This is a genomic window from Microbacterium halotolerans (assembly GCF_003569805.1).
In the GTDB taxonomy this organism is placed as follows: Bacteria; Actinomycetota; Actinomycetes; order Actinomycetales; family Microbacteriaceae; genus Microbacterium; species Microbacterium halotolerans.
On sequence record NZ_KZ984052.1, the window covers coordinates 160,656 to 178,207 of the forward strand.

Below are 17,552 nucleotides of genomic sequence, written 5' to 3' on the forward strand. Positions count from 1 at the left end.
ACCGCTCGGTGACCCCAACTGCGTGAAGAGGCGGGAGCAGCTCAGACGAGGAGGAGATGCCCGAGCTCGCGCTTGCGTTCGTCGTCAAGGCGGGGCCACGTCGTGACCAGGCGTGCGGCCATCGTCGCCAGTTCGTCGTCGGGGTGCTCAGAAGCGTGCCCCGGAGGGGACGCGTGGCTCGGCTCGGCGTCCGCGGTGCGGATGCCATCATTGCGGGGTACCGCAAGCAGAGGCAGATCCGAGTGACGGATCTTGTACGCGTTGCCCACCTGCACAGCGGGGATCTCGTCTGCGGAAATGCGGGCGAGCAGCGACTTGCGGCTACCGTATCCGGCTGCTGCAAGCTCGCGAAGCGAGTGGAGAGATTCGGGTCGTTCGAAGACGACAACGGGTGAGTATTTGCTGCGATCAGACATGCTCGGACCTCGCGGTAGAGCGGATAGCCTGGAGTGGCGGCTGGGCTTGCTCCCAGCGTGATTCGAGTCCGTCCCTCGATCCTGCAGCCCCGGCACTCCGTGTGCCTGGCGTTAACAGTCTGACCATCATGGTCTGGATTGCCGGGGTGTATCTCCGTACGCTCGCCCCGACTTGCCTCAAGCGTACCAACTTTACTTCGATATGGGAAGCTCTGCCGTGAACGGTTTCTAATATCGCATTTTTGGCTCGTTTATGAGGAGATTCGCCATGGATACACCAGCAGACGTCTTCGCGCGCAGGCTCCGACATGAGCGCGAAGTGAAGCGGATTAGCCAGTCGGAGTTGGCCCGTCGGCTCAGTGACCGAACCGGCACAGGCGTGTCCGCTACAGCAATCACGAAGATCGAATCAGGCGATCGCTCCGTGCGCATTGACGAGGCGGTTTACCTGGCGGAGATCCTCGACGTGCCGCTTTCAGCGCTGCTCAGTGATCGCGGCCCGGACGAGATTCGCATGAGCGAGCTTCGTCGTCAGATCGAGCAGCAGCGATCTCTCGCCAACACGGCTGAGCACGAATGGAGCCAAGCTAACGCAGCTTGGGCTCGTCTCCATATGGAGCTCGAAGAGCTCGAAGCCAGCTTCGATGACGACTGAACTCTTGCCGTGCCCGTTGCGTCCCTCCTGGCGTGAATCGTGGGTGGAAGGGAGCTCGCTCGGGTGCACGCGCAGACGTGTTGCCCGCAGAGCTCTGCCAGGGCGCGCAGGCACCGTCTCCGACTGGCGTTCGGCGCACAGCTGAGCCGCTCGCTCTCGCTTCGCTCGGAGCTCGCGCTCGAGCTAGACCCCTGGGCCCGGCCGGACTGTCCCGAGCGGGGTGGGCGGTGCAAATCGGGGCCGGGGTGACGCAAGTGACATGTCAGCCAGGTTCTTCCTTAAACGCCTGCGTGTGGGAACTTGTGGCTCTCAACGTCACTAGCGTCACTTTGTCAGAGCAGAGGCACATTCTGTGACACATCGCCATGACCCGGCACATCCGTTGAAGGGCTCACGACTTGCATCCACGTCCAGCCTGGCGCGGAGCGCCGCCCGTGGAGGGCAAGACTGGGCGCGAGCAGAGGCGAGCAGCCCCGCGTGACCGGTGCACGGGTCGTCGGCCCTTCCTCGACGAGTCTGACGGGGCTTGAACCACCCTCGGTCGGGAGGGCTCCATCAAAGGAGCCTGCAAAGTGCGCTTGAGTACTCCATGACTACTCAGTAGGCTTCTGTTCTATGAATGAACGCAGTGCGCGCCGTACCGAGCTGGGGTTCACCCAGAGCTCCGCTGCTCAACGCAGCGGAGTCAGCCTCGCGACCTGGCGGCGCTGGGAGGAGAATCCGGATTCCGTGAGCGTCAAGACGCGTGCCGTGTGCGAGCGAGCTCTCGCCGCCGTTCCGTATGCCTCGTCTGCCGAGGTTTTCGAAGCTGTCTGGGGAAGCAGCTCGAGCCGCTTGACTCCACGACAGGCCCACGCGATGGCTGGGGAACTCGCTTTCTGGGCTGATGGCGAGATCGCCGATTGGATTCTGGACGCGAATGGTCCCCTTCATGACGTGCGACCCTTCAATCTCTTCGATCTCCGAGTGATGATGTTCGTGGGGGAGAGTCGCTCCTGGGCGGAGGCTGTGAGGCAGCGCTGCTACAAGCTCTCGGAGGAGATCGAGGCGGGCGTGCTGCCGTTCGACCGTCCCGGCCCGTTCATTGACGAAGTACTGATTGGCATGGCACTCCGCGCCGTTCAGATACTGCGCGAAGAGGATCCCAGTCGTCCCGATGACGTCATGCCTCGTGAGGGCCTCTCCGACGCGGAGAACGACGTATACGTGATCGGTGACGATGACTGGGGCATGGTTTTTGACGAGTTCGATGAGCAGTGTCGTTGGGGGGACTGGGACATGCCGATCGCGATCGGACACTCGCTACTACCCGCGTTCCTCGCGGCCAATCATCCATTCAGGTGGTTCGACGCAATCGAACCGTTCGGCCTCAGCGAAGCGTGATAGTTCGTGGTGAACTGACCGGCCTGCGCGGGCATGCTCTCTCGTTTGAGGCTTCACTCGTGTCGTTTCGGGTGTTCTGCGATAGGAGTCGCGGCATCTTCGCCTGAGGCTTCCTCAATAGCGGCCGCAACACCTTCGAACGGGACATCCGCGTACATGCTGTGCTGCTCGGTGGCGGTGTGATCGGACGAAAGCGCCTCGAGTCATCTCCTGCGTGCCCGTGTAGCGTGGAATCGATGAGCGGCGATGTTCAACTTCGCCCGACGACAGGGCCGGGGGAGTACCCGTGGCTCTTTGGGGTGTGGCGCACGGCGGTCGACGCCACGCACGACTTCCTCGCTGATGAGCATCGAGCCGCGATCGAGGATCGACTCGCGACGGAGTAGTTCCCGCAGGCTCGATCATGCCAGCTGTACGCTGCTGGAGCCTCCAGTCAATCCGCTTGCGGACACGTGGCGCTGGTGCGGTCATCGGTGAGACCAGCTCGAGTCGATCGTGCCCTCTGCGTCAGCACCGGGGGAGGGTCTGCCCTTGTTTCCAAGTCCCACACGAGCTTGGTCGTTGCGTTGCATCACCGGGCTACGATCGAGCCGTGACTGGTGAACAGCAGAGACTTGAAGCTTGGGATCTCGCCTGCGCGAACTACGGTGACGCCACCCTTGCGTACATTCTCGACCTACCGAGGGGCGATCTGCCGGAGGCGATGGACTCGCAGCGGTGGGAGGCCGTTGGTGAGCTGGGATCTTTGGTGGTCACCGACGGCCATCTGGCTCCGGGACAGAAGCTCTCCCTACGAACAGGTCGGCTGCTCCGCGTTTCACCAGGCCTTGGGATGACCTATGTCGAGCAGGTCAGGCAGCAGGTAGGAGGGCGGCTGCCAACCATGACCGGTGAGCCGCTCGTGGACACACTGGTGAGGCTCGTCTTCAACGGCTTGGCGATCGAGCTTGTGCCCGGTGCGGAGACCGATCGCATCCTCGTTTCGGCATCTTTTCAGAATCCGCAGCTACTGCTGCCGGCCGCGACCGCTTTCCTGTCCGATCCGGATCTCAGCTTGCTCTTTCCTGATACAGATCGCCAGGTTGACGACCTGCGGAGAATCAAAGCGACATCCATACTTACGTGGCTCCCGGCAGGCGGAGGGTCAATGTATCTCGGCATCGTTCTGGGCAGCCTGGTGGAGCAGACTCTTGCCCGCATGAGATTGCTGGATTCTCTCTCCGAGGACGCCATCGACGAGTTCGTCCGGGAAACGATCGATCTCCTCCGCAAGTTTGCGCGTGGTGAGAAAGTCGAGATGTACGTTGCAACCGGGTTGCTTGGGATCGACGTTGTCGAACCCATCGACAGAGGCACGTGGGGTATCCGCACGGCGTCTGGCCTGGCCATAGAAGAGGCGCCCAGCAGTAAGGAATCACGCCCGAGAAGCGTTCTGTGGATGAAAACCCCGCATCGACTCCTCAGCATTGATCGGGCTGATCTAGACGAAGCAGAGATTCTTCGCGCCTTCGATGAGGTGAGCGAACTCAAGCGGAGTTTCCATGCCGAACTAACGCGGAAAATCTCCGCGTTGCGCTTCGCGATTCTCGCCTGGGCAGTTGAGTCCGAGCGCAGCGCAGCTGTCAGCGTCCAGGCGACCTCATCGTGGAGCTTTCTGCCAATGTCGCATACTCAGCCGCCCTGGGTGCATGCTGATTCCAGGCCAGTCAGTGCAGTTTCCCTGAGCGCCTCCGAATTGGAACGGGTCGCTGAGATCGTGGAGGAACTGGGCGAAGTTACTCCACGGCTCGACATCGCCCTGAACCGCATGATCCGGGTGGCCTCAGAGCGCCGTGACCCCGCTGACGCCCTCATTGATGCAGTCATCGCTTGGGAGAACATGCTCGGGTCGAAGACCGAGACGACCTTCAAGGTCTGTGCCTCGATGGCCTGGCTTCTCGAGCCTCATGATGAAGAGCGTCGTCGTCAAGTATTCTCGAGGGTGAAGAAGATCTACGAGTTGCGCAGTGGACTCGTTCACGGTGCCGAGGATCCAGACTTCCAGAACTCCTCTGAGAAGGCTCAGGACGCTCTGACCCTTGCAATCCAGGCCTTCTGTGCCATCCATTTGAACCCGGAGCTTGTCGACATGAAGAGCAATTCGCGGTGCGAGGCGATCCTGATGCGCGCGAGAGAGTGAGCGGGGCTCAAAGGACGATTTCATCGCAAGCGGGTTCTCCCGTTCCGTGGTCGTGCGGGCAGCGCGTCGCGGTCGAGAGTGCCTCGTAGATAAACTCCCGACTTTAGCAACACGGCCTAGTCAGGGTGGATGGGACGCGCACGTTGCTCGTGGGTAGGCGCGAAGGTGTCCATCACGCGCTTCGCAGGATCGAGGCGATCAGCTCGCGACGCTCGGCGCTGATCGGTGGAGCCTGCTTCGCGGCCCTCTTGGCCGCCGCTACGAGGCCGGCGTACGCCCGCTCGGAGGTCTTCTTCTCGACCATGGCATCGAGGTCGTCGCGGGAGACGTAGTACTTGCCGTCTCGCATCTCGGACGGCAGGGCACCGCTCTTCACCTTGCGGCGGAGCGTGTCGATTGAGCCGTAGCGACGGTGCCCGATCGGATTGCGGATCTCGGACGCCTCGGCGAGGGTGAGGTGGTCGGTAGTCAGGATGATGGTCATGAGACCTCCAGGGAGCCAGAGCACGAAGATGTGCTGATTTCCCTGGCTGACGCACTCACAGGTGGCGATCTACTTCACGCCTGCGCTACCAGTTGGAGTTCCACCCGTCGGTCACCTCTGGCCGACTGGCTCCCTCCGCCCGTTCTAGTTGCTCCTGCGTCGGTGTCGGAGGGACTAGGTCGCGGTCCTTCGCGATGAGGTGGGCATTCCTCGGATGTTCTCTTAAGGGGCGTGCGAGACCCCACACGTTCCAATCGTCATTCGCCTAGTCGAATGACCACTCACAAGCCTACGCAGTATTGACTCGATTGCCTATAACCAGCGAGAGTCGAAATTCCTATCCGTCTCACCTCCACCCCGGGACCACTCGTTCGACGTCCACACCCTTCGCACCGTGACGCTCCGAGCGCTTGATGCGCGGCTGCATCACGGCACGGATGACCCTGCGCTTGTCCGCGAACTCGAGGAGCGCCCAGGCAGCCCGCACGTCGCCGGACTGCGCGAGGTCGAGCACGAGTGGGTCCGCCGCTGACAACTGCTCCAGCTTCGTCTGAGCGACTGCGATCTTCGGCCTGATGAGGTCTTCCTGCGTGAAGAGGATGTTCAGGTCATGCCGAGCCGCGGCCTGCTCACGCACATCTTCGAGGTACTGCTGATGGGCGTCGATCTCGTCGATGAGCGCCTGTCGCTCATCATCGGCCCGTCCGTCATTCTGGCCGAGAGTCGCGAGGAAGTCTGGGCGCTCCAGACGTGCCAGCAGCAGCTCCGTCACAACGAGGTCGAGGTACTCCTCCTTCATCGTCACGTGGAAGCCGGTCTTGCCCGGCACGCCGACGCAGACATACGTGTTGTAGTGCTCCCGCGGCAGTTTCACGCCGTTCTCGTCGTACTGTGGAGAACCCTTGTTCTGCTTGCCGACCCGCGTCCTCGCGCCGCACTCGTCGCATACGGCGATGCCCGCCAGCAGGTGACGCGCGGGCCAGTCGTTCGTGCGCTTCCTCGTTGGGTCGTTCAATAGGGGGAGCAGCGTGTGGGACCATACGTCCGGGTCGATCAGCGGAGGCCACTGCGCGTCTGCGACGACCTCGCCGTTGTGCTGACGCTTCCCAGCGTACGAGGGCGTCGTGAGCATCTGTTTGACCGCCGGAGGCGTCCATCCGAGGTGACGGCGATGGGCTTTGAACGTGGGGCGACGCGGTGGGATGCCGCGGGTGTTGAAGTCCCGCGCGATCGCGTAGAACGTCTCGCCGGCGAGCACGCGACGCGCAGCCTCCTTCACGATCGGAGCCTGATCCGGGTGTTCTTCGATCCGCAGCAGCTCGCGGGTGCGCTCGTCGTAGACCCGGCGGTACCCGTAGAGGTGCTTCCCGTGGGCGCGACCTTCTTCGGCCGCCGCGCGCACGTCGCGCTGAATGCGTTCTGAGGTCTTCGCGGACTCATACTCGCTGTCGACCGCGTCTTCGAGCATCGAGCGTCGGTCGCGGGCGTTCGCGGGGTCGTAGTCTCGTCCGTGCGTCGTCACAAAGATGCGCACACCGCGTTCTTCGCACAGCTCGATGAGCGTCACCCACTCGCCCGTCCGCCGCGATCCTCGCGACGACTCCCAGATGACGAGAATGTCCGCGTCGAAGCGATCGTCCTCGAGGTCGTCCGTCAGCTTCCGGAAGTCCTCGCGGTCACGACGCGCGTACCGCGATGCCGAGCGATCGTCGTCGCGGTACGCGTCCGGATGCAGCGTCCATCCGCGATTCGCGACAGCAGCTGCATTCTCTGCGTGCTGCTGGTCTGGGCTCTTGCCTCTTCCGTGCCGATCGCGAGACACTCGTAGGTACTGTCGCGCGACGACCTGTTTGCCTGTGCGACCCGGGTTTTTCTGCATAAGATCCACTCACCTCTAAAGAAAACTATCACTGGGGCGAACTGCGCACTTGTCGTCGCGCTCGCATTCGGGGCGTGCGCCGCGCTGGGAGCGGCTCGGAGCATCCGGATCGTGAGCTCGCTCGTCGCGCTGGCGGGCTTCGTCGCGCTCGTCACTCCGGAGGCGAGCGTGATCCGTGCCGCGACGATGGCGGCCATCGCCATGCTCGCGCTGCTGTTGGGCCGGGCAGGTGCTGGAGTCGCCGTGCTGTCGCTGGCGGTGACGGGCATCCTGCTCGCCGATCCGTGGCTCGCGCTGAACTTCGGGTTCCTGCTGTCGGTGGCGGCCACGGGGGCGCTGCTGCTGCTCGCCGGCCCGCTCGCGCGGGGGCTGGAGCGGTTCATGCCGGGGCCGCTCGCCCTTGCTCTTGCCGTGCCGTTGGCAGCGCAGCTCGCGTGCGGGCCGATCATCGTGCTGTTCGCGCCGCAGGTGCCGCTGTACGGCGTGCCGGCGAACCTCATCGCGGCTCCCGCCGCGCCGATCGCGACGGTGGCGGGGCTCGGGGCGTGCCTGTTCGCGTCGGTTCCCGGGGTCGGCGCCGCCGCGGCGTGGATCGCCTGGCTGCCGTCGGCGTGGGTGGCGCACACCGCCGAGGCATTCGCGGGGCTGCCGCGCGCACGACTCGACTGGTGGGAGGGCGCCGCGGGGTTCACGGCGCTCGCGGTCGTCGGCGCATGCGTCGCGGTGCTGATCGCCGTGCCGCCGCTGCGGTCGGGCCGCGCTTCGGGCGTGCGCGTCGTGCGGGTGTCGCTTCGTCGGGTCGCCGCTGGTCTGCTGGCGATCACACTGGGCGGTGCCGCCGGGACGGCAGCGGTGTCGGGCGCGGTCGTCGGGCCGCTGACCGTGCCGCGGGATTGGGCGATCGCGGCGTGCGACGTGGGGCAGGGCGATGCGGTGCTGGTGCGCTCGGAGGGGGAGACGATGCTGATCGACACCGGACCGGAACCGGATGTGCTGGCGGACTGTCTGAGCAGGTTGGGCATCCGGAGCATTGATCTGCTCGTGCTCACGCATTTCGACGCCGACCACACCGGCGGCGCCGAGGCCGTCGAGGGCCGAGTCGGGCACGTCCTGCACGGGCCGGAGGATGATCGAGCCGGTGCGGTGTGGCGCGCGCTCGGCGACCCGCCGCATACCGAGGTGGTCGCGGGAGACGAGGGAGCGCTGGGCGCCGCGCGCTGGCTTGTGCGGTGGCCCGCTGCCGTCGCCGCCTTCGAAGCGGGCAACGACGCCAGCGTCGTGATCGACATCTCCGGCGGCGGCGTGCCTCAGGCACTGATGCTCGGCGACACGTCGGAGGGTTCTCAGGCGGCGATGCTGCGAGGCGCATCGCTGGCTGCGTCGTACGAGGTGGTGAAGGTCGCCCACCACGGCAGCGGCGACCAGCTCGCCCGGCTGTACAGCGAGGTCGGTGCAGCCGTGGCGATCATCCCCGTCGGAGAGAACGACTACGGGCACCCGCGTGAACGGACGCTCGGCGTGCTCCGAACATCCGGTGCGTCGGTCGCCCGCACCGACGTGTCGGGGCTGGTGCTGATCGCCGCGGGAGACGACGGCGGGCTGCGCGTCTGGCGGGAGCGGGGCGGGTGAGTGTGGGCGCTGTCCCGGCAGCTTTCCGTCCGTGGCCACCGGTAGGCTGGAGGCATGGCAGCCGCGTCCGCTCGTTCCGGAGGAAGAACCGCTCGTGCGGGCGGAAAACAGGCGGCGAAGACGAAGATTCCGCAGCAGTCGTGGCGCAACCCGCAGCCGGCGCCGATCGTTCTGGTAAGCGGGCCGGAGGAGGTCTGCGCCGAGCGCGGCATCGGGGCGATCCGCGACTATCTGAAGGCGGAGGATCCGTCCGTCGAGGTCACCGACATCCGGGCTGATGACTACACGGCGGGCACTCTGCTTGCGGTGACGTCGCCTTCGCTGTTCGGCGAGCCGAGGTTGGTGCGCGTCGCCGGGGTCGAGAAGTGCTCAGACGCATTCCTCGATGAGGCGCTGAAGTACATCGAGGCGCCGCAGGAGGGTGCGACCCTCGTGCTCCGCCACACGGGCGCGACCGTGCGCGGTAAGAAGCTGCTCGACGCGATCCGCTCCGGCATCGGCGGCGGAGCGGAGGTGCCCTGCCCAGCGATCAAGCGCGATGCCGAGCGGCACGACTTCGCGGCAGGCGAGTTCAGGGCGGCGGGGCGCGCGATCGCACCGAAGGCGCTGCAGGCGCTGACCTCGGCGTTCGCCGACGACCTCACGGAGCTCGCCGGCGCCTGTCAGCAGCTGCTCGCCGACGTCGACGGCGACATCACGGCGGAAGTCGTGGCGAGGTACTACGGCGGTCGGGTCGAGACGAACGCGTTCGCCGTCGCCGACACGGCGATCGCAGGCCAGTACGGTGAAGCGCTCGTCGCGCTGCGGCACGCGCTGGCATCAGGCGCCGACCCCGTGCCGATGGTGGCGGCCTTCGCGATGAAGATGCGCACGATGGCACGAGTCGCGGGGCAGCGCGGATCCTCCCGCGACATCGCGATGCGCGTCGGCATGAAGGACTGGCAGGTCGATCGCGCGCGCCGCGACCTCCAGGCCGGGTGGAGCCCGCGCAGCCTCGGCGCCGCGATCCAGGCGATCGCCCGTGCCGATGCCGAGGTGAAGGGCGCCTCCCGCGACCCGATCTTCGCGCTCGAGCGCATGGTGACGGTCGTCGCCACCCGCCGCCCCTTCGCCGCCTGAGCGCTTGCCCCACCTCGTGAACTGCCTGGGCTTCGTCGAGATGCCACGGAATGGCGGGGAAAGTGATCCACTCCATGGCATCTCGTGAATGCTAGAGATCAGAGTTTCCCTCACAGGCATCGGAATCGACGGATTGCTGTCCACAGGCGCCGCCAGCGTTGGTCGCAGCGAGGCCATCGCGTCAGGGTGACAGTATGTCTGAACTTCTCACCCATTCGCGTTCTGATCTCACTCGGTCGGGGGTGAGCGATCGAGCGCTGCGCGAGGCGCTGCGGTCAGGACAGCTCCTCCGGATTCGCAATGGTCACTTCGTCGATGCAGGAAAGTGGGAGTCTGCGCATCCGGAGCAAAAAGAAGTCGCGGCGGCGCGCGCAGCGCAGCGGGATGCGCACGGCCGCCACGTGTTCTCACATGCGACTGCCGCGGCACTGCACGGCCTGCCACTGTTCCGCCACCGCCCTGGGCGACCGCACGTGATGATCGGCAACGACACGCTCTCCGGCACCAGCCCCGCAGTCGCGCGCCACCATGACCTGTGGGACGGCGAAACGACCGAACGCGACGGATTGCTGGCGACGACGCTTGTCCGTACGACGTTCGACGTGCTGCGTACCTGTCGTGCCGAGACTGCCGTCGCCTGCATCGACGCTGCGATGCGACGGGTCGCATTGCAGGAGGACCGGCGCATCGACCATCACCGAGCCGAGGAGTTTCGCGACGAGGTGATTCGTCTGATCCGGACTGCAACCGGGAAACGGGGCGTGAAGCAGGCCCGCGAGTTGACTGCGTTCGCCGATCCGCGGGCGGAGTCACCCGGAGAGAGCGTGAGTCGGATGTACTTGGCCCGCCTGGGCTTCGATGGGATCGAGCAGCAGGTGCCGATCACCGCTCCTAACGGTCGCACGTACACCGTGGATTTCAGAGTGTCAGGCGTGCTCGGCGAATTCGACGGCGCGCGTAAATACATCGATCGCGGCATGCGCGGAGGACGATCCGTGGAGCAGGTGGTGCTCGACGAGAAGCGACGCGAAGACTGGATCCGTGCCCGGTCCGGCGAGAGGCTCATCCGGTGGACGAATCAGGAGATCACCACGCCCGATCACTTCCTCCGATTCCTGCGGTCGATCAACGTGTGGCCGTGAGCGGTGCGTGAGATGCCCTGGGATGGTTCAGAATGCCGTTCATTCTCCGGCATCTCGGTAAAGCCCAGGCATCTCGCGAGGGAGAGGGAACGAAACGAAGGGCCCGCCTCCAAGGAGACGGACCCTTCGTTTCGCGGATCAGCTCAGAGAGCGGCGATCTGCTTGGCGACCTTCGACTTGCGGTTCGCCGCCTGGTTCTTGTGGATGACGCCCTTGCTGACAGCCTTGTCCAGCTTCTTGGAGGCCTTGGCGTAGGCCGCCTCGGCTGCGGACTTGTCGCCGGAGGCGATCGCCTTGCGCGTGTTGCGCACGAGCGACTTCAGTTCGGAGCGCACGATGCGATTGCGGTCGCGAGCCTTCTCGTTGGTCTTGATGCGCTTGAGCTGCGACTTGATGTTTGCCACGTGTCGGATGACCTTCGTTCGTAAGTGGATCGGATGTCGCCGCACAGCGAGAGAGGGGCGCCGGGCGGCAGGTGTGGGAGGCCCCACACGCAAGCCAAAGGCCAATACTACCAGCAACCGCCCGTGCGTACGTGCAGGCTTCGGAGCATCCCGACCGGCCGCGCGGGAAGATCGCCCGTCCGCCGGTAGACTGACCGGAACATGTCTCCTCGCGCCAACACGCCGCTCCAGCCCGCAGCGACTCCGCCGTCGCAGATCCGCAACTTCTGCATCATCGCGCACATCGATCACGGCAAGTCGACCCTCGCCGACCGCATGCTGCAGCTGACGGGCGTCGTCGCCGACCGCGACATGCGCGCGCAGTATCTCGACCGGATGGACATCGAGCGCGAGCGCGGCATCACGGTGAAGAGCCAGGCGGTGCGCGTGCCGTGGCAACTCGACGCAGACACATTCGCCCTCAACATGATCGACACGCCGGGCCACGTCGACTTCAGCTACGAGGTATCGCGCTCCCTCGCCGCGTGTGAGGGAGCCGTCCTGCTCGTCGATGCGGCGCAGGGCATCGAGGCGCAGACGCTGGCGAACCTCTACCTGGCGCTCGAGAACGACCTCGCGATCATCCCGGTGCTCAACAAGATCGACCTGCCCGCGGCCGATCCGGAGCGTTTCGCGAAGGAGCTCGCCGACCTCATCGGAGGCGACCCGGCGGATGTGCTGCGCGTCTCCGGCAAGACCGGCCAGGGCGTCGAGGAGCTTCTCGACCGCATCGTGCGCGACATCCCCGCTCCGTCCGGAGATGCCGACGGGCCGGCCAGGGCGATGATCTTCGACTCGGTGTACGACGCGTACCGAGGCGTGGTGACTTACATACGTATGGTCGATGGCTGCCTGTCACCGCGCGAGCGCATCCAGATGATGTCGACCGGCGCACAGCACGAACTGCTCGAGATCGGCGTCTCCAGCCCTGAGCCCGCACCGTCGAAGGGGCTGGCAGTCGGCGAGGTCGGCTATCTCATCACCGGCGTGAAGGACGTGCGCCAGTCGAAGGTCGGCGACACCGTGACGACCCATCGCGGGCCTGCCAAAAGCGCATTGCCCGGCTACGTGGATCCGAAGCCGATGGTGTTCTCCGGCCTGTATCCGATCGATGCCGGCGACTATCCCGAGCTGCGCGACGCCCTCGACAAGCTCAAGCTCTCGGATGCAGCGCTCGCGTACGAGCCGGAGACATCCGTGGCGCTCGGCTTCGGCTTCCGCTGTGGATTCCTCGGGCTGCTGCACCTCGAGATCGTCACGGAGCGGCTCTCGCGCGAGTTCGGCCTCGACCTCATCACCACAGCGCCCAGCGTGATCTACGAGGTGAAGTCGGAGAACGGCGACATCGTCACCGTCACGAACCCGAGCGAGTACCCAGAAGGGAAGATCGACTCGGTCTCAGAACCGGTCGTGCGCGCGTCCGTGCTCACGCCGAAGGACTACGTCGGAGCCGTGATGGACCTCTGCCAGAGCCGACGGGCCAGCCTTCAGGGCATGGACTACCTGTCCGAGGAGCGCGTCGAGCTGAAGTACACCATCCCGCTCGGCGAGATCGTGTTCGACTTCTTCGACCAGCTCAAGAGTCGCACCCAGGGATACGCGAGCTTCGACTACGAGCCGGAGGGGCGACAGGATGCGGATCTGGTCAAGGTCGACATCCTGCTGCAGGGCGAGCGGGTCGACGCGTTCAGCGCGATCGTGCACAGGGACAAGGCGTACTCCTACGGCACGCTCATGGCGGATCGGCTGCGCAAGCTGATTCCGCGACAGCAGTTCGAGGTGCCCATCCAAGCGGCGATCGGTGCGCGCATCATCGCAAGGGAGACCATCCGAGCCATCCGCAAGGATGTCCTCGCCAAGTGCTACGGCGGCGACATCTCGCGCAAGCGAAAGCTGCTCGAGAAGCAGAAGGAGGGCAAGAAGCGGATGAAGATGGTGGGGCGCGTCGAGGTGCCGCAGGAGGCGTTCATCGCGGCGCTCTCGGGAGACGTGGAGACCAAGGGAAAGTAGGCTGACGGGATGCGCCGGGGGAACTTCCGAGACGAAACCGTGGACTACGCCGCCGTCGGGGCGACGCAGGCGACCGATCTGATGCAGTTCCCACCGGAGCAGAGCCTGCCGGCGTCGGAGTCTCGCCGCATCGGCAGCGGGGAGGATCGTTTCCGCGCCGCGAGCGAGCTTCTGCTGGGCTGGGCGGCCCAGCGCGCGGCAGGTCAGGTCGTCGAGGTCAAGCCCGCGGCCGGGCCCGCCTACACGGGTGTGAGCTTCGACGCGGAGGGCAACGCCGTCGCTCCCGCTGACCTGGCGGGCGAGCAGCGCTTCGACGCCGAGGGGCTGCCGCTGGTGTCAGGCGGCGCGACCATCACTCTGCGCGGTCGTGTGAAGGGCAAGCGCGTGACGGGGGAGTACCGGGTGATCTTCCTGTCGGAGAGCGGGCGCCGCGTCGCGTTCGCCCTCGGAACCGTGGGCGGTGCCGTCGTCAGCGGCGAGGAGCTGTTCGCGCTGGAATGGCGCGATGACGATGAGGTGTGGCTCGAGCTGCGCGCCTTCGACCGGCCGACCAAGCTCTTCGGACGCATGTTCAAGGGGCTCGTCCGCTCGCGTCGGCGCGCCCTGTTCGACCGCTACCTGCGTGCGATCTCGCCGCTTTACAAGACGCCGTAATGGGAGCAGCGCTCCCTCTCGGAGACCCTGCGCCGGCAGACGGCGCGCTTCCGGAGGACATCCGGATCGATGGCGAGGCCGACTTCGGCGCGTACCTGCACGTTCCGTTCTGCCGCGTGCGCTGCGGGTACTGCGACTTCAATACGTACACGGCGACCGAGCTGCGCGGCGCACGCCAGGATCAGTACGCAGACGAAGTGCTGCGCGAGATCGACCTCGCCGTGAACGTGCTCGGCGCGCGCGGCGCTCTGCGCCCCGCCAGCACGGTGTTCTTCGGCGGAGGCACGCCGACGCTGCTTCCCGCGGGCGATCTTGCGCGGATGCTGAACGGGGTGCGCGACGCCTTCGGACTCGCCGACGATGCGGAGGTCACGGTCGAGGCGAACCCGGACACGGTGACGGACGCCGTCGTGAGCCGGCTCGCCGACGCCGGTGTGAACCGGATGTCGATCGGCATGCAGTCATCGGTGCCGCACGTGCTGCGCTCGCTGGACCGCACCCACACACCCGAGAACGTGGTCCGCGCCGTCGAAGCCGGACGTGCGCACGGCCTCGACGTCAGCGTCGACCTGATCTACGGTGCGCCCGGCGAGAGCCTGGCCGATTGGCGGGCGTCGCTGGAGGAGGCGATCTCCCTCGAGCCCGATCACATCTCGGCGTACGCGCTGATCATCGAGGAGGGCACGAAGCTGCACCGGCAGATCAGCCGCGGCGAGGTGCCCGCTCCGGATGACGACCTGCAGGCCGACATGTACGAGCTCGCCGATGCGGCGCTCGCGGGTGCGGGATACGACTGGTACGAGGTGTCGAACTGGTCGAAGGGCACGGCGCACCGTTCGCGCCACAACCTGGCCTACTGGCGGAATCAGGACTGGTGGGGGTTCGGCCCCGGTGCGCACAGCCACGTCGCCGGACTGCGCTGGTGGAACGCCAAGCATCCGGCCGCGTATGCGCAGCGGCTCGCGGCGGGGGAGTCTCCCGCCGTCGGCACCGAGCGCCCCGATGCGGATGCGCGGCTGCTCGAGGCGGTGCTGCTCGAGAGCCGCATCCGCGACGGTCTCGACCTGGCACGGCTCCCTGCCGATGCCCGCCGGGCCGTGGCCGGCCTCATCGCGGACGCCCTCGTCGAGCCTGCCGACGCCATCCGCGGTCGCCTCGTCCTCACCCTGCGCGGCCGCCTCCTCGCCGACGCCGTCGTGCGCGCACTCACGGCCTGATTCTTCATTTCTGGCACATCTCCGGGCGGGCGCCCACCCGGAGATGTGCCAGAAATGAAGAGTTGAGCGGGGGAGCCGGTAGGATTGGCAGTCAGACGGGGCGAGTGCAAACGCGGGAGGTGTCATGGTCTCTGAGCGGGGACTGCGGGTGCTCCGGGCGATCGTGCAGGACTACGTCGACACGCACGAGCCGGTCGGGAGCAGGTCGATCGTCGACCGGCACGCGTTCGACGTCTCGGCGGCGACGATCCGCAACGATATGGCGCTGCTCGAGGAGGAGGACCTCATCGCCGCGCCGCACACGTCGTCGGGGCGCGTTCCGACCGACAAGGGCTACCGGCTGTTCGTCGATCACCTCGCGGAGATCCGTCCGCTGACGCCGGCGCAGCGCGCGGCGATCACCGCATTCCTCGCCGACCCGCATGACCTCGACGACCTGCTGGCGCGCACGGTGCGCCTGCTCACACAGCTGACCGGTCAGGTCGCCCTCGTGCAGTACCCCTCGTTCTCGCGCGCACACGTGACGCACGTCGAGCTCGTCTCGCTCGATGAGCGCCGTCTGCTGGTGATTCTGGTCACCGACACCGGCAGGGTCTCCCAGCGCATCGCCACGGTGCCAGCCGATCTCGCCGAGGAGGACGTAGCGCTGCTGCGCGCCCAGCTGGGCACCCTGGTGAGCGGTCGGGCCGTCGGCGACGGCGCGGAGCGCATCCGGGCGCTGCAGGAGACCGCGATCGAGCCCCGCGATCTGATCGCGGCGAGCCTCGTGGCGCTGGCGAGCGTCATCGGTGAGGAGCTCGAGGAATTTCGTCAGAACCGCCTGGTGATGGCGGGGGCGGCGACGCTCGCCAAGCGCGAACAGGACTTCCGTGGCAGCATCCATCCGCTCCTCGAGGCGATCGAGGAGCAGGTGACGCTGCTGCGGCTGATGTCGGAGATGCAGACCGGCGAGGACGGACTCTCCGCATCGATCGGGCGCGAGAACGATGCGTTCGGGCTCGGTGAGGCCTCGATCATCACCAGTCGTTATGACGCGCAGGTCGGCTCGGCGCGCGTCGGCGTGATGGGGCCGACCCGGATGGACTATCCCAGCAATCTTTCGGCGGCGCGTGCCGTCGCGCGGTACTTGACCCGCGTGCTGGAAGAAGACGGCAAGCGCTGACACGGCGCGCCGAAGGCAACGACTGAGCCCGGATCGGGCTGAGGAAGGGTGACGAGTGGCTGACCACTACGACGTTCTGGGCGTCTCGCGCGAGGCGAGCGACGAGGAGATCAAGAAGGCGTATCGAAAGCTGGCGCGCAGGCTGCATCCGGATGTGAATCCCAGCCCGGAGGCGGCTGAGGAGTTCAAGAGCGTCACCCACGCGTATGACGTGCTGAGCGACGCCGAGCAGCGGCGCCGCTACGACATGGGCGGCGACGAGAACCCGTTCGGGGGCGCAGGCGGCTTCGGCGGCTTCGGTGACATCTTCGAGACCTTCTTCGGTGGCGGTGGTGCCGGCGGCCGAGGCGGCGGCCGCCCCCGCGAGCGCAGGGAGCGGGGCGAGGATGCGCTCGTGCACGTCAGGCTCGATCTCGGCGAGGTCGTCTTCGGTGTGCACCGCGACATCGAGATCGACACGGCCGTGCTGTGCGAGACCTGCAGCGGCAGCTGCTGCCAACCGGGCACCCAGCCTGAGCGCTGCGACGTATGCGGCGGCTCGGGTCACGTGCGCACGCAGGTGCGCAGTCTGCTCGGCAACATGGTGACGACGCAGCCGTGCGGCTCCTGCCAGGGCTACGGCACGACGATCCCGTCCCCGTGCGTCAGCTGCGGCGGTCATGGCCGCGTGCGCGCGCGGCGCACCGTTTCGGTCGACGTTCCGGCCGGTGTCGAGACGGGACTGCGTCTGCAGATGCCGGGCTCAGGAGAAGTCGGCGAGGGCGGCGGCCCCAACGGCGACCTCTACCTGCAGGTCGAGGTGGCGCCCCACCCGTCGTTCAGCAGGGAGGGTGACGACCTGCTGGCGACCCTCGACGTGGCGATGACCGACGCGATCCTCGGCACGACGACATCCATCGACGGACTCGACGGATCCGTCGACCTCGAGGTGCGCCCCGGCGTGCAGTCGGGCGACGAACTGAAGATCGCGGGCCGGGGCATCACCGGCCTGCGCTCGAAGAGCCGCGGCGACCTGCGGGTCGCGGTGCGGGTGGTCACTCCGACCAAGCTCGACGCGAAGCAGCGGGCCCTCATCGAGGAGTTCGCCACCAGGGGCAAGGCGGACGGTCCCAAGCTGGCGGAGCACAGCCCCGGCCTGTTCTCCAAGCTGCGCGACAGGTTCCGCCACTAGACAGACACC

At 66.4% G+C, this 17,552-nt stretch carries 16 protein-coding genes; 12 read left to right on the top strand and 4 right to left on the bottom strand.

Annotated elements, in window-relative coordinates:
- Positions 1-41: 41 nt before the first annotated feature.
- Complete coding sequence (locus tag DZG09_RS10055) at positions 42-416, bottom strand: hypothetical protein (protein ID WP_119697611.1); 375 nt, start codon at positions 414-416, stop codon at positions 42-44.
- A 268-nt stretch (positions 417-684) separates the two neighbouring features.
- On the opposite strand from DZG09_RS10055, the gene DZG09_RS10060 reads away from it, so the two are divergent.
- The 4 genes from DZG09_RS10060 (at position 685) to DZG09_RS10070 (ending at position 4,633) form a co-directional block, all read left to right on the top strand.
- Positions 685-1,071 (top strand): helix-turn-helix domain-containing protein, encoded by a 387-nt coding sequence (locus DZG09_RS10060; protein WP_119697612.1) that lies wholly within the window; start codon positions 685-687, stop codon positions 1,069-1,071.
- A 729-nt stretch (positions 1,072-1,800) separates the two neighbouring features.
- Positions 1,801-2,454 carry a hypothetical protein gene (locus DZG09_RS10065; protein WP_162893271.1) on the top strand — a complete coding sequence of 218 codons (654 nt, stop codon included), beginning with the start codon at positions 1,801-1,803 and terminating at the stop codon, positions 2,452-2,454.
- Positions 2,455-2,690: 236 nt separating this feature from the next.
- On the top strand, positions 2,691-2,840 hold the full coding sequence (locus DZG09_RS16615; RefSeq protein WP_162893272.1) for a GNAT family protein: 150 nt from the start codon (positions 2,691-2,693) through the stop codon (positions 2,838-2,840).
- A gap of 206 nt (positions 2,841-3,046) precedes the next feature.
- On the top strand, positions 3,047-4,633 hold the full coding sequence (locus tag DZG09_RS10070) for a HEPN domain-containing protein (RefSeq protein WP_119697614.1): 1,587 nt from the start codon (positions 3,047-3,049) through the stop codon (positions 4,631-4,633).
- A gap of 172 nt (positions 4,634-4,805) precedes the next feature.
- Here the strand turns inward: DZG09_RS10070 and DZG09_RS10075 are convergent, their stop codons facing one another.
- Positions 4,806-5,117 (bottom strand): MerR family transcriptional regulator, encoded by a 312-nt coding sequence (locus DZG09_RS10075; RefSeq protein WP_119697615.1) that lies wholly within the window; start codon positions 5,115-5,117, stop codon positions 4,806-4,808.
- A 346-nt stretch (positions 5,118-5,463) separates the two neighbouring features.
- Positions 5,464-6,996, bottom strand: a complete 1,533-nt coding sequence (locus DZG09_RS10080; protein WP_119697616.1) for a recombinase family protein — start codon at positions 6,994-6,996, stop codon at positions 5,464-5,466.
- Positions 6,997-7,023: 27 nt separating this feature from the next.
- Between DZG09_RS10080 and DZG09_RS10085 the strand changes: the two genes are divergently transcribed.
- The 3 genes from DZG09_RS10085 (at position 7,024) to DZG09_RS10095 (ending at position 10,886) form a co-directional block, all read left to right on the top strand.
- A complete protein-coding gene (locus tag DZG09_RS10085; RefSeq protein WP_276116240.1) occupies positions 7,024-8,625 on the top strand; it encodes a ComEC/Rec2 family competence protein in 1,602 nt (533 codons plus the stop codon).
- A 54-nt stretch (positions 8,626-8,679) separates the two neighbouring features.
- Positions 8,680-9,744, top strand: a complete 1,065-nt coding sequence (gene holA / locus DZG09_RS10090; protein WP_119697618.1) for a DNA polymerase III subunit delta — start codon at positions 8,680-8,682, stop codon at positions 9,742-9,744.
- A gap of 194 nt (positions 9,745-9,938) precedes the next feature.
- Positions 9,939-10,886 (top strand): type IV toxin-antitoxin system AbiEi family antitoxin domain-containing protein, encoded by a 948-nt coding sequence (locus DZG09_RS10095; RefSeq protein WP_162893273.1) that lies wholly within the window; start codon positions 9,939-9,941, stop codon positions 10,884-10,886.
- 143 nt (positions 10,887-11,029) lie between these two features.
- On the opposite strand, the gene rpsT is transcribed toward DZG09_RS10095, so the two are convergent.
- The gene (rpsT, locus tag DZG09_RS10100) at positions 11,030-11,290 is read right to left on the bottom strand and encodes a 30S ribosomal protein S20 (protein ID WP_119697620.1); all 261 of its coding nucleotides are present in this window, start codon (positions 11,288-11,290) and stop codon (positions 11,030-11,032) included.
- 201 nt (positions 11,291-11,491) lie between these two features.
- On the opposite strand from rpsT, the gene lepA reads away from it, so the two are divergent.
- The 5 genes from lepA to dnaJ all read left to right on the top strand — a co-directional run bounded on the left by lepA (position 11,492) and on the right by dnaJ (position 17,543).
- Entirely contained in the window at positions 11,492-13,339 is a 1,848-nt protein-coding gene (lepA, locus tag DZG09_RS10105) for a translation elongation factor 4 (protein WP_119697621.1), read from the top strand.
- Between the two features lie 9 nt (positions 13,340-13,348).
- Positions 13,349-13,993: a DUF1990 family protein gene (locus DZG09_RS10110; protein WP_119697622.1), complete on the top strand. Its 645-nt coding sequence runs from the start codon at positions 13,349-13,351 to the stop codon at positions 13,991-13,993.
- Complete coding sequence (gene hemW / locus DZG09_RS10115; RefSeq protein ID WP_119697623.1) at positions 13,993-15,210, top strand: radical SAM family heme chaperone HemW; 1,218 nt, start codon at positions 13,993-13,995, stop codon at positions 15,208-15,210. The genes DZG09_RS10110 and hemW overlap by 1 nt, the downstream gene beginning before the upstream one ends.
- Before the next feature lie 124 nt (positions 15,211-15,334).
- Positions 15,335-16,372 (top strand): heat-inducible transcriptional repressor HrcA, encoded by a 1,038-nt coding sequence (gene hrcA / locus DZG09_RS10120; RefSeq protein ID WP_119697624.1) that lies wholly within the window; start codon positions 15,335-15,337, stop codon positions 16,370-16,372.
- 55 nt (positions 16,373-16,427) lie between these two features.
- Positions 16,428-17,543, top strand: coding sequence for a molecular chaperone DnaJ (gene dnaJ / locus DZG09_RS10125; RefSeq protein WP_119697625.1), 1,116 nt, complete (start codon positions 16,428-16,430; stop codon positions 17,541-17,543).
- Positions 17,544-17,552 lie beyond the last annotated feature (9 nt).

What these genes read in the sequence shown, in the direction of transcription:
- DZG09_RS10060 (WP_119697612.1), top strand. Translation starts at nt 685, where the DNA reads ATGGATACACCAGCAGACGTCTTCGCGCGCAGGCTCCGACATGAGCGC.
- lepA (WP_119697621.1), top strand. Translation starts at nt 11,492, where the DNA reads ATGTCTCCTCGCGCCAACACGCCGCTCCAGCCCGCAGCGACTCCGCCG.
- DZG09_RS10095 (WP_162893273.1), top strand. Translation starts at nt 9,939, where the DNA reads ATGTCTGAACTTCTCACCCATTCGCGTTCTGATCTCACTCGGTCGGGG.
- DZG09_RS10075 (WP_119697615.1), bottom strand. Translation starts at nt 5,117, where the DNA reads ATGACCATCATCCTGACTACCGACCACCTCACCCTCGCCGAGGCGTCC.
- hemW (WP_119697623.1), top strand. Translation starts at nt 13,993, where the DNA reads ATGGGAGCAGCGCTCCCTCTCGGAGACCCTGCGCCGGCAGACGGCGCG.
- DZG09_RS10055 (WP_119697611.1), bottom strand. Translation starts at nt 416, where the DNA reads ATGTCTGATCGCAGCAAATACTCACCCGTTGTCGTCTTCGAACGACCC.
- hrcA (WP_119697624.1), top strand. Translation starts at nt 15,335, where the DNA reads ATGGTCTCTGAGCGGGGACTGCGGGTGCTCCGGGCGATCGTGCAGGAC.
- DZG09_RS16615 (WP_162893272.1), top strand. Translation starts at nt 2,691, where the DNA reads ATGAGCGGCGATGTTCAACTTCGCCCGACGACAGGGCCGGGGGAGTAC.
- DZG09_RS10110 (WP_119697622.1), top strand. Translation starts at nt 13,349, where the DNA reads ATGCGCCGGGGGAACTTCCGAGACGAAACCGTGGACTACGCCGCCGTC.
- holA (WP_119697618.1), top strand. Translation starts at nt 8,680, where the DNA reads ATGGCAGCCGCGTCCGCTCGTTCCGGAGGAAGAACCGCTCGTGCGGGC.
- DZG09_RS10080 (WP_119697616.1), bottom strand. Translation starts at nt 6,996, where the DNA reads ATGCAGAAAAACCCGGGTCGCACAGGCAAACAGGTCGTCGCGCGACAG.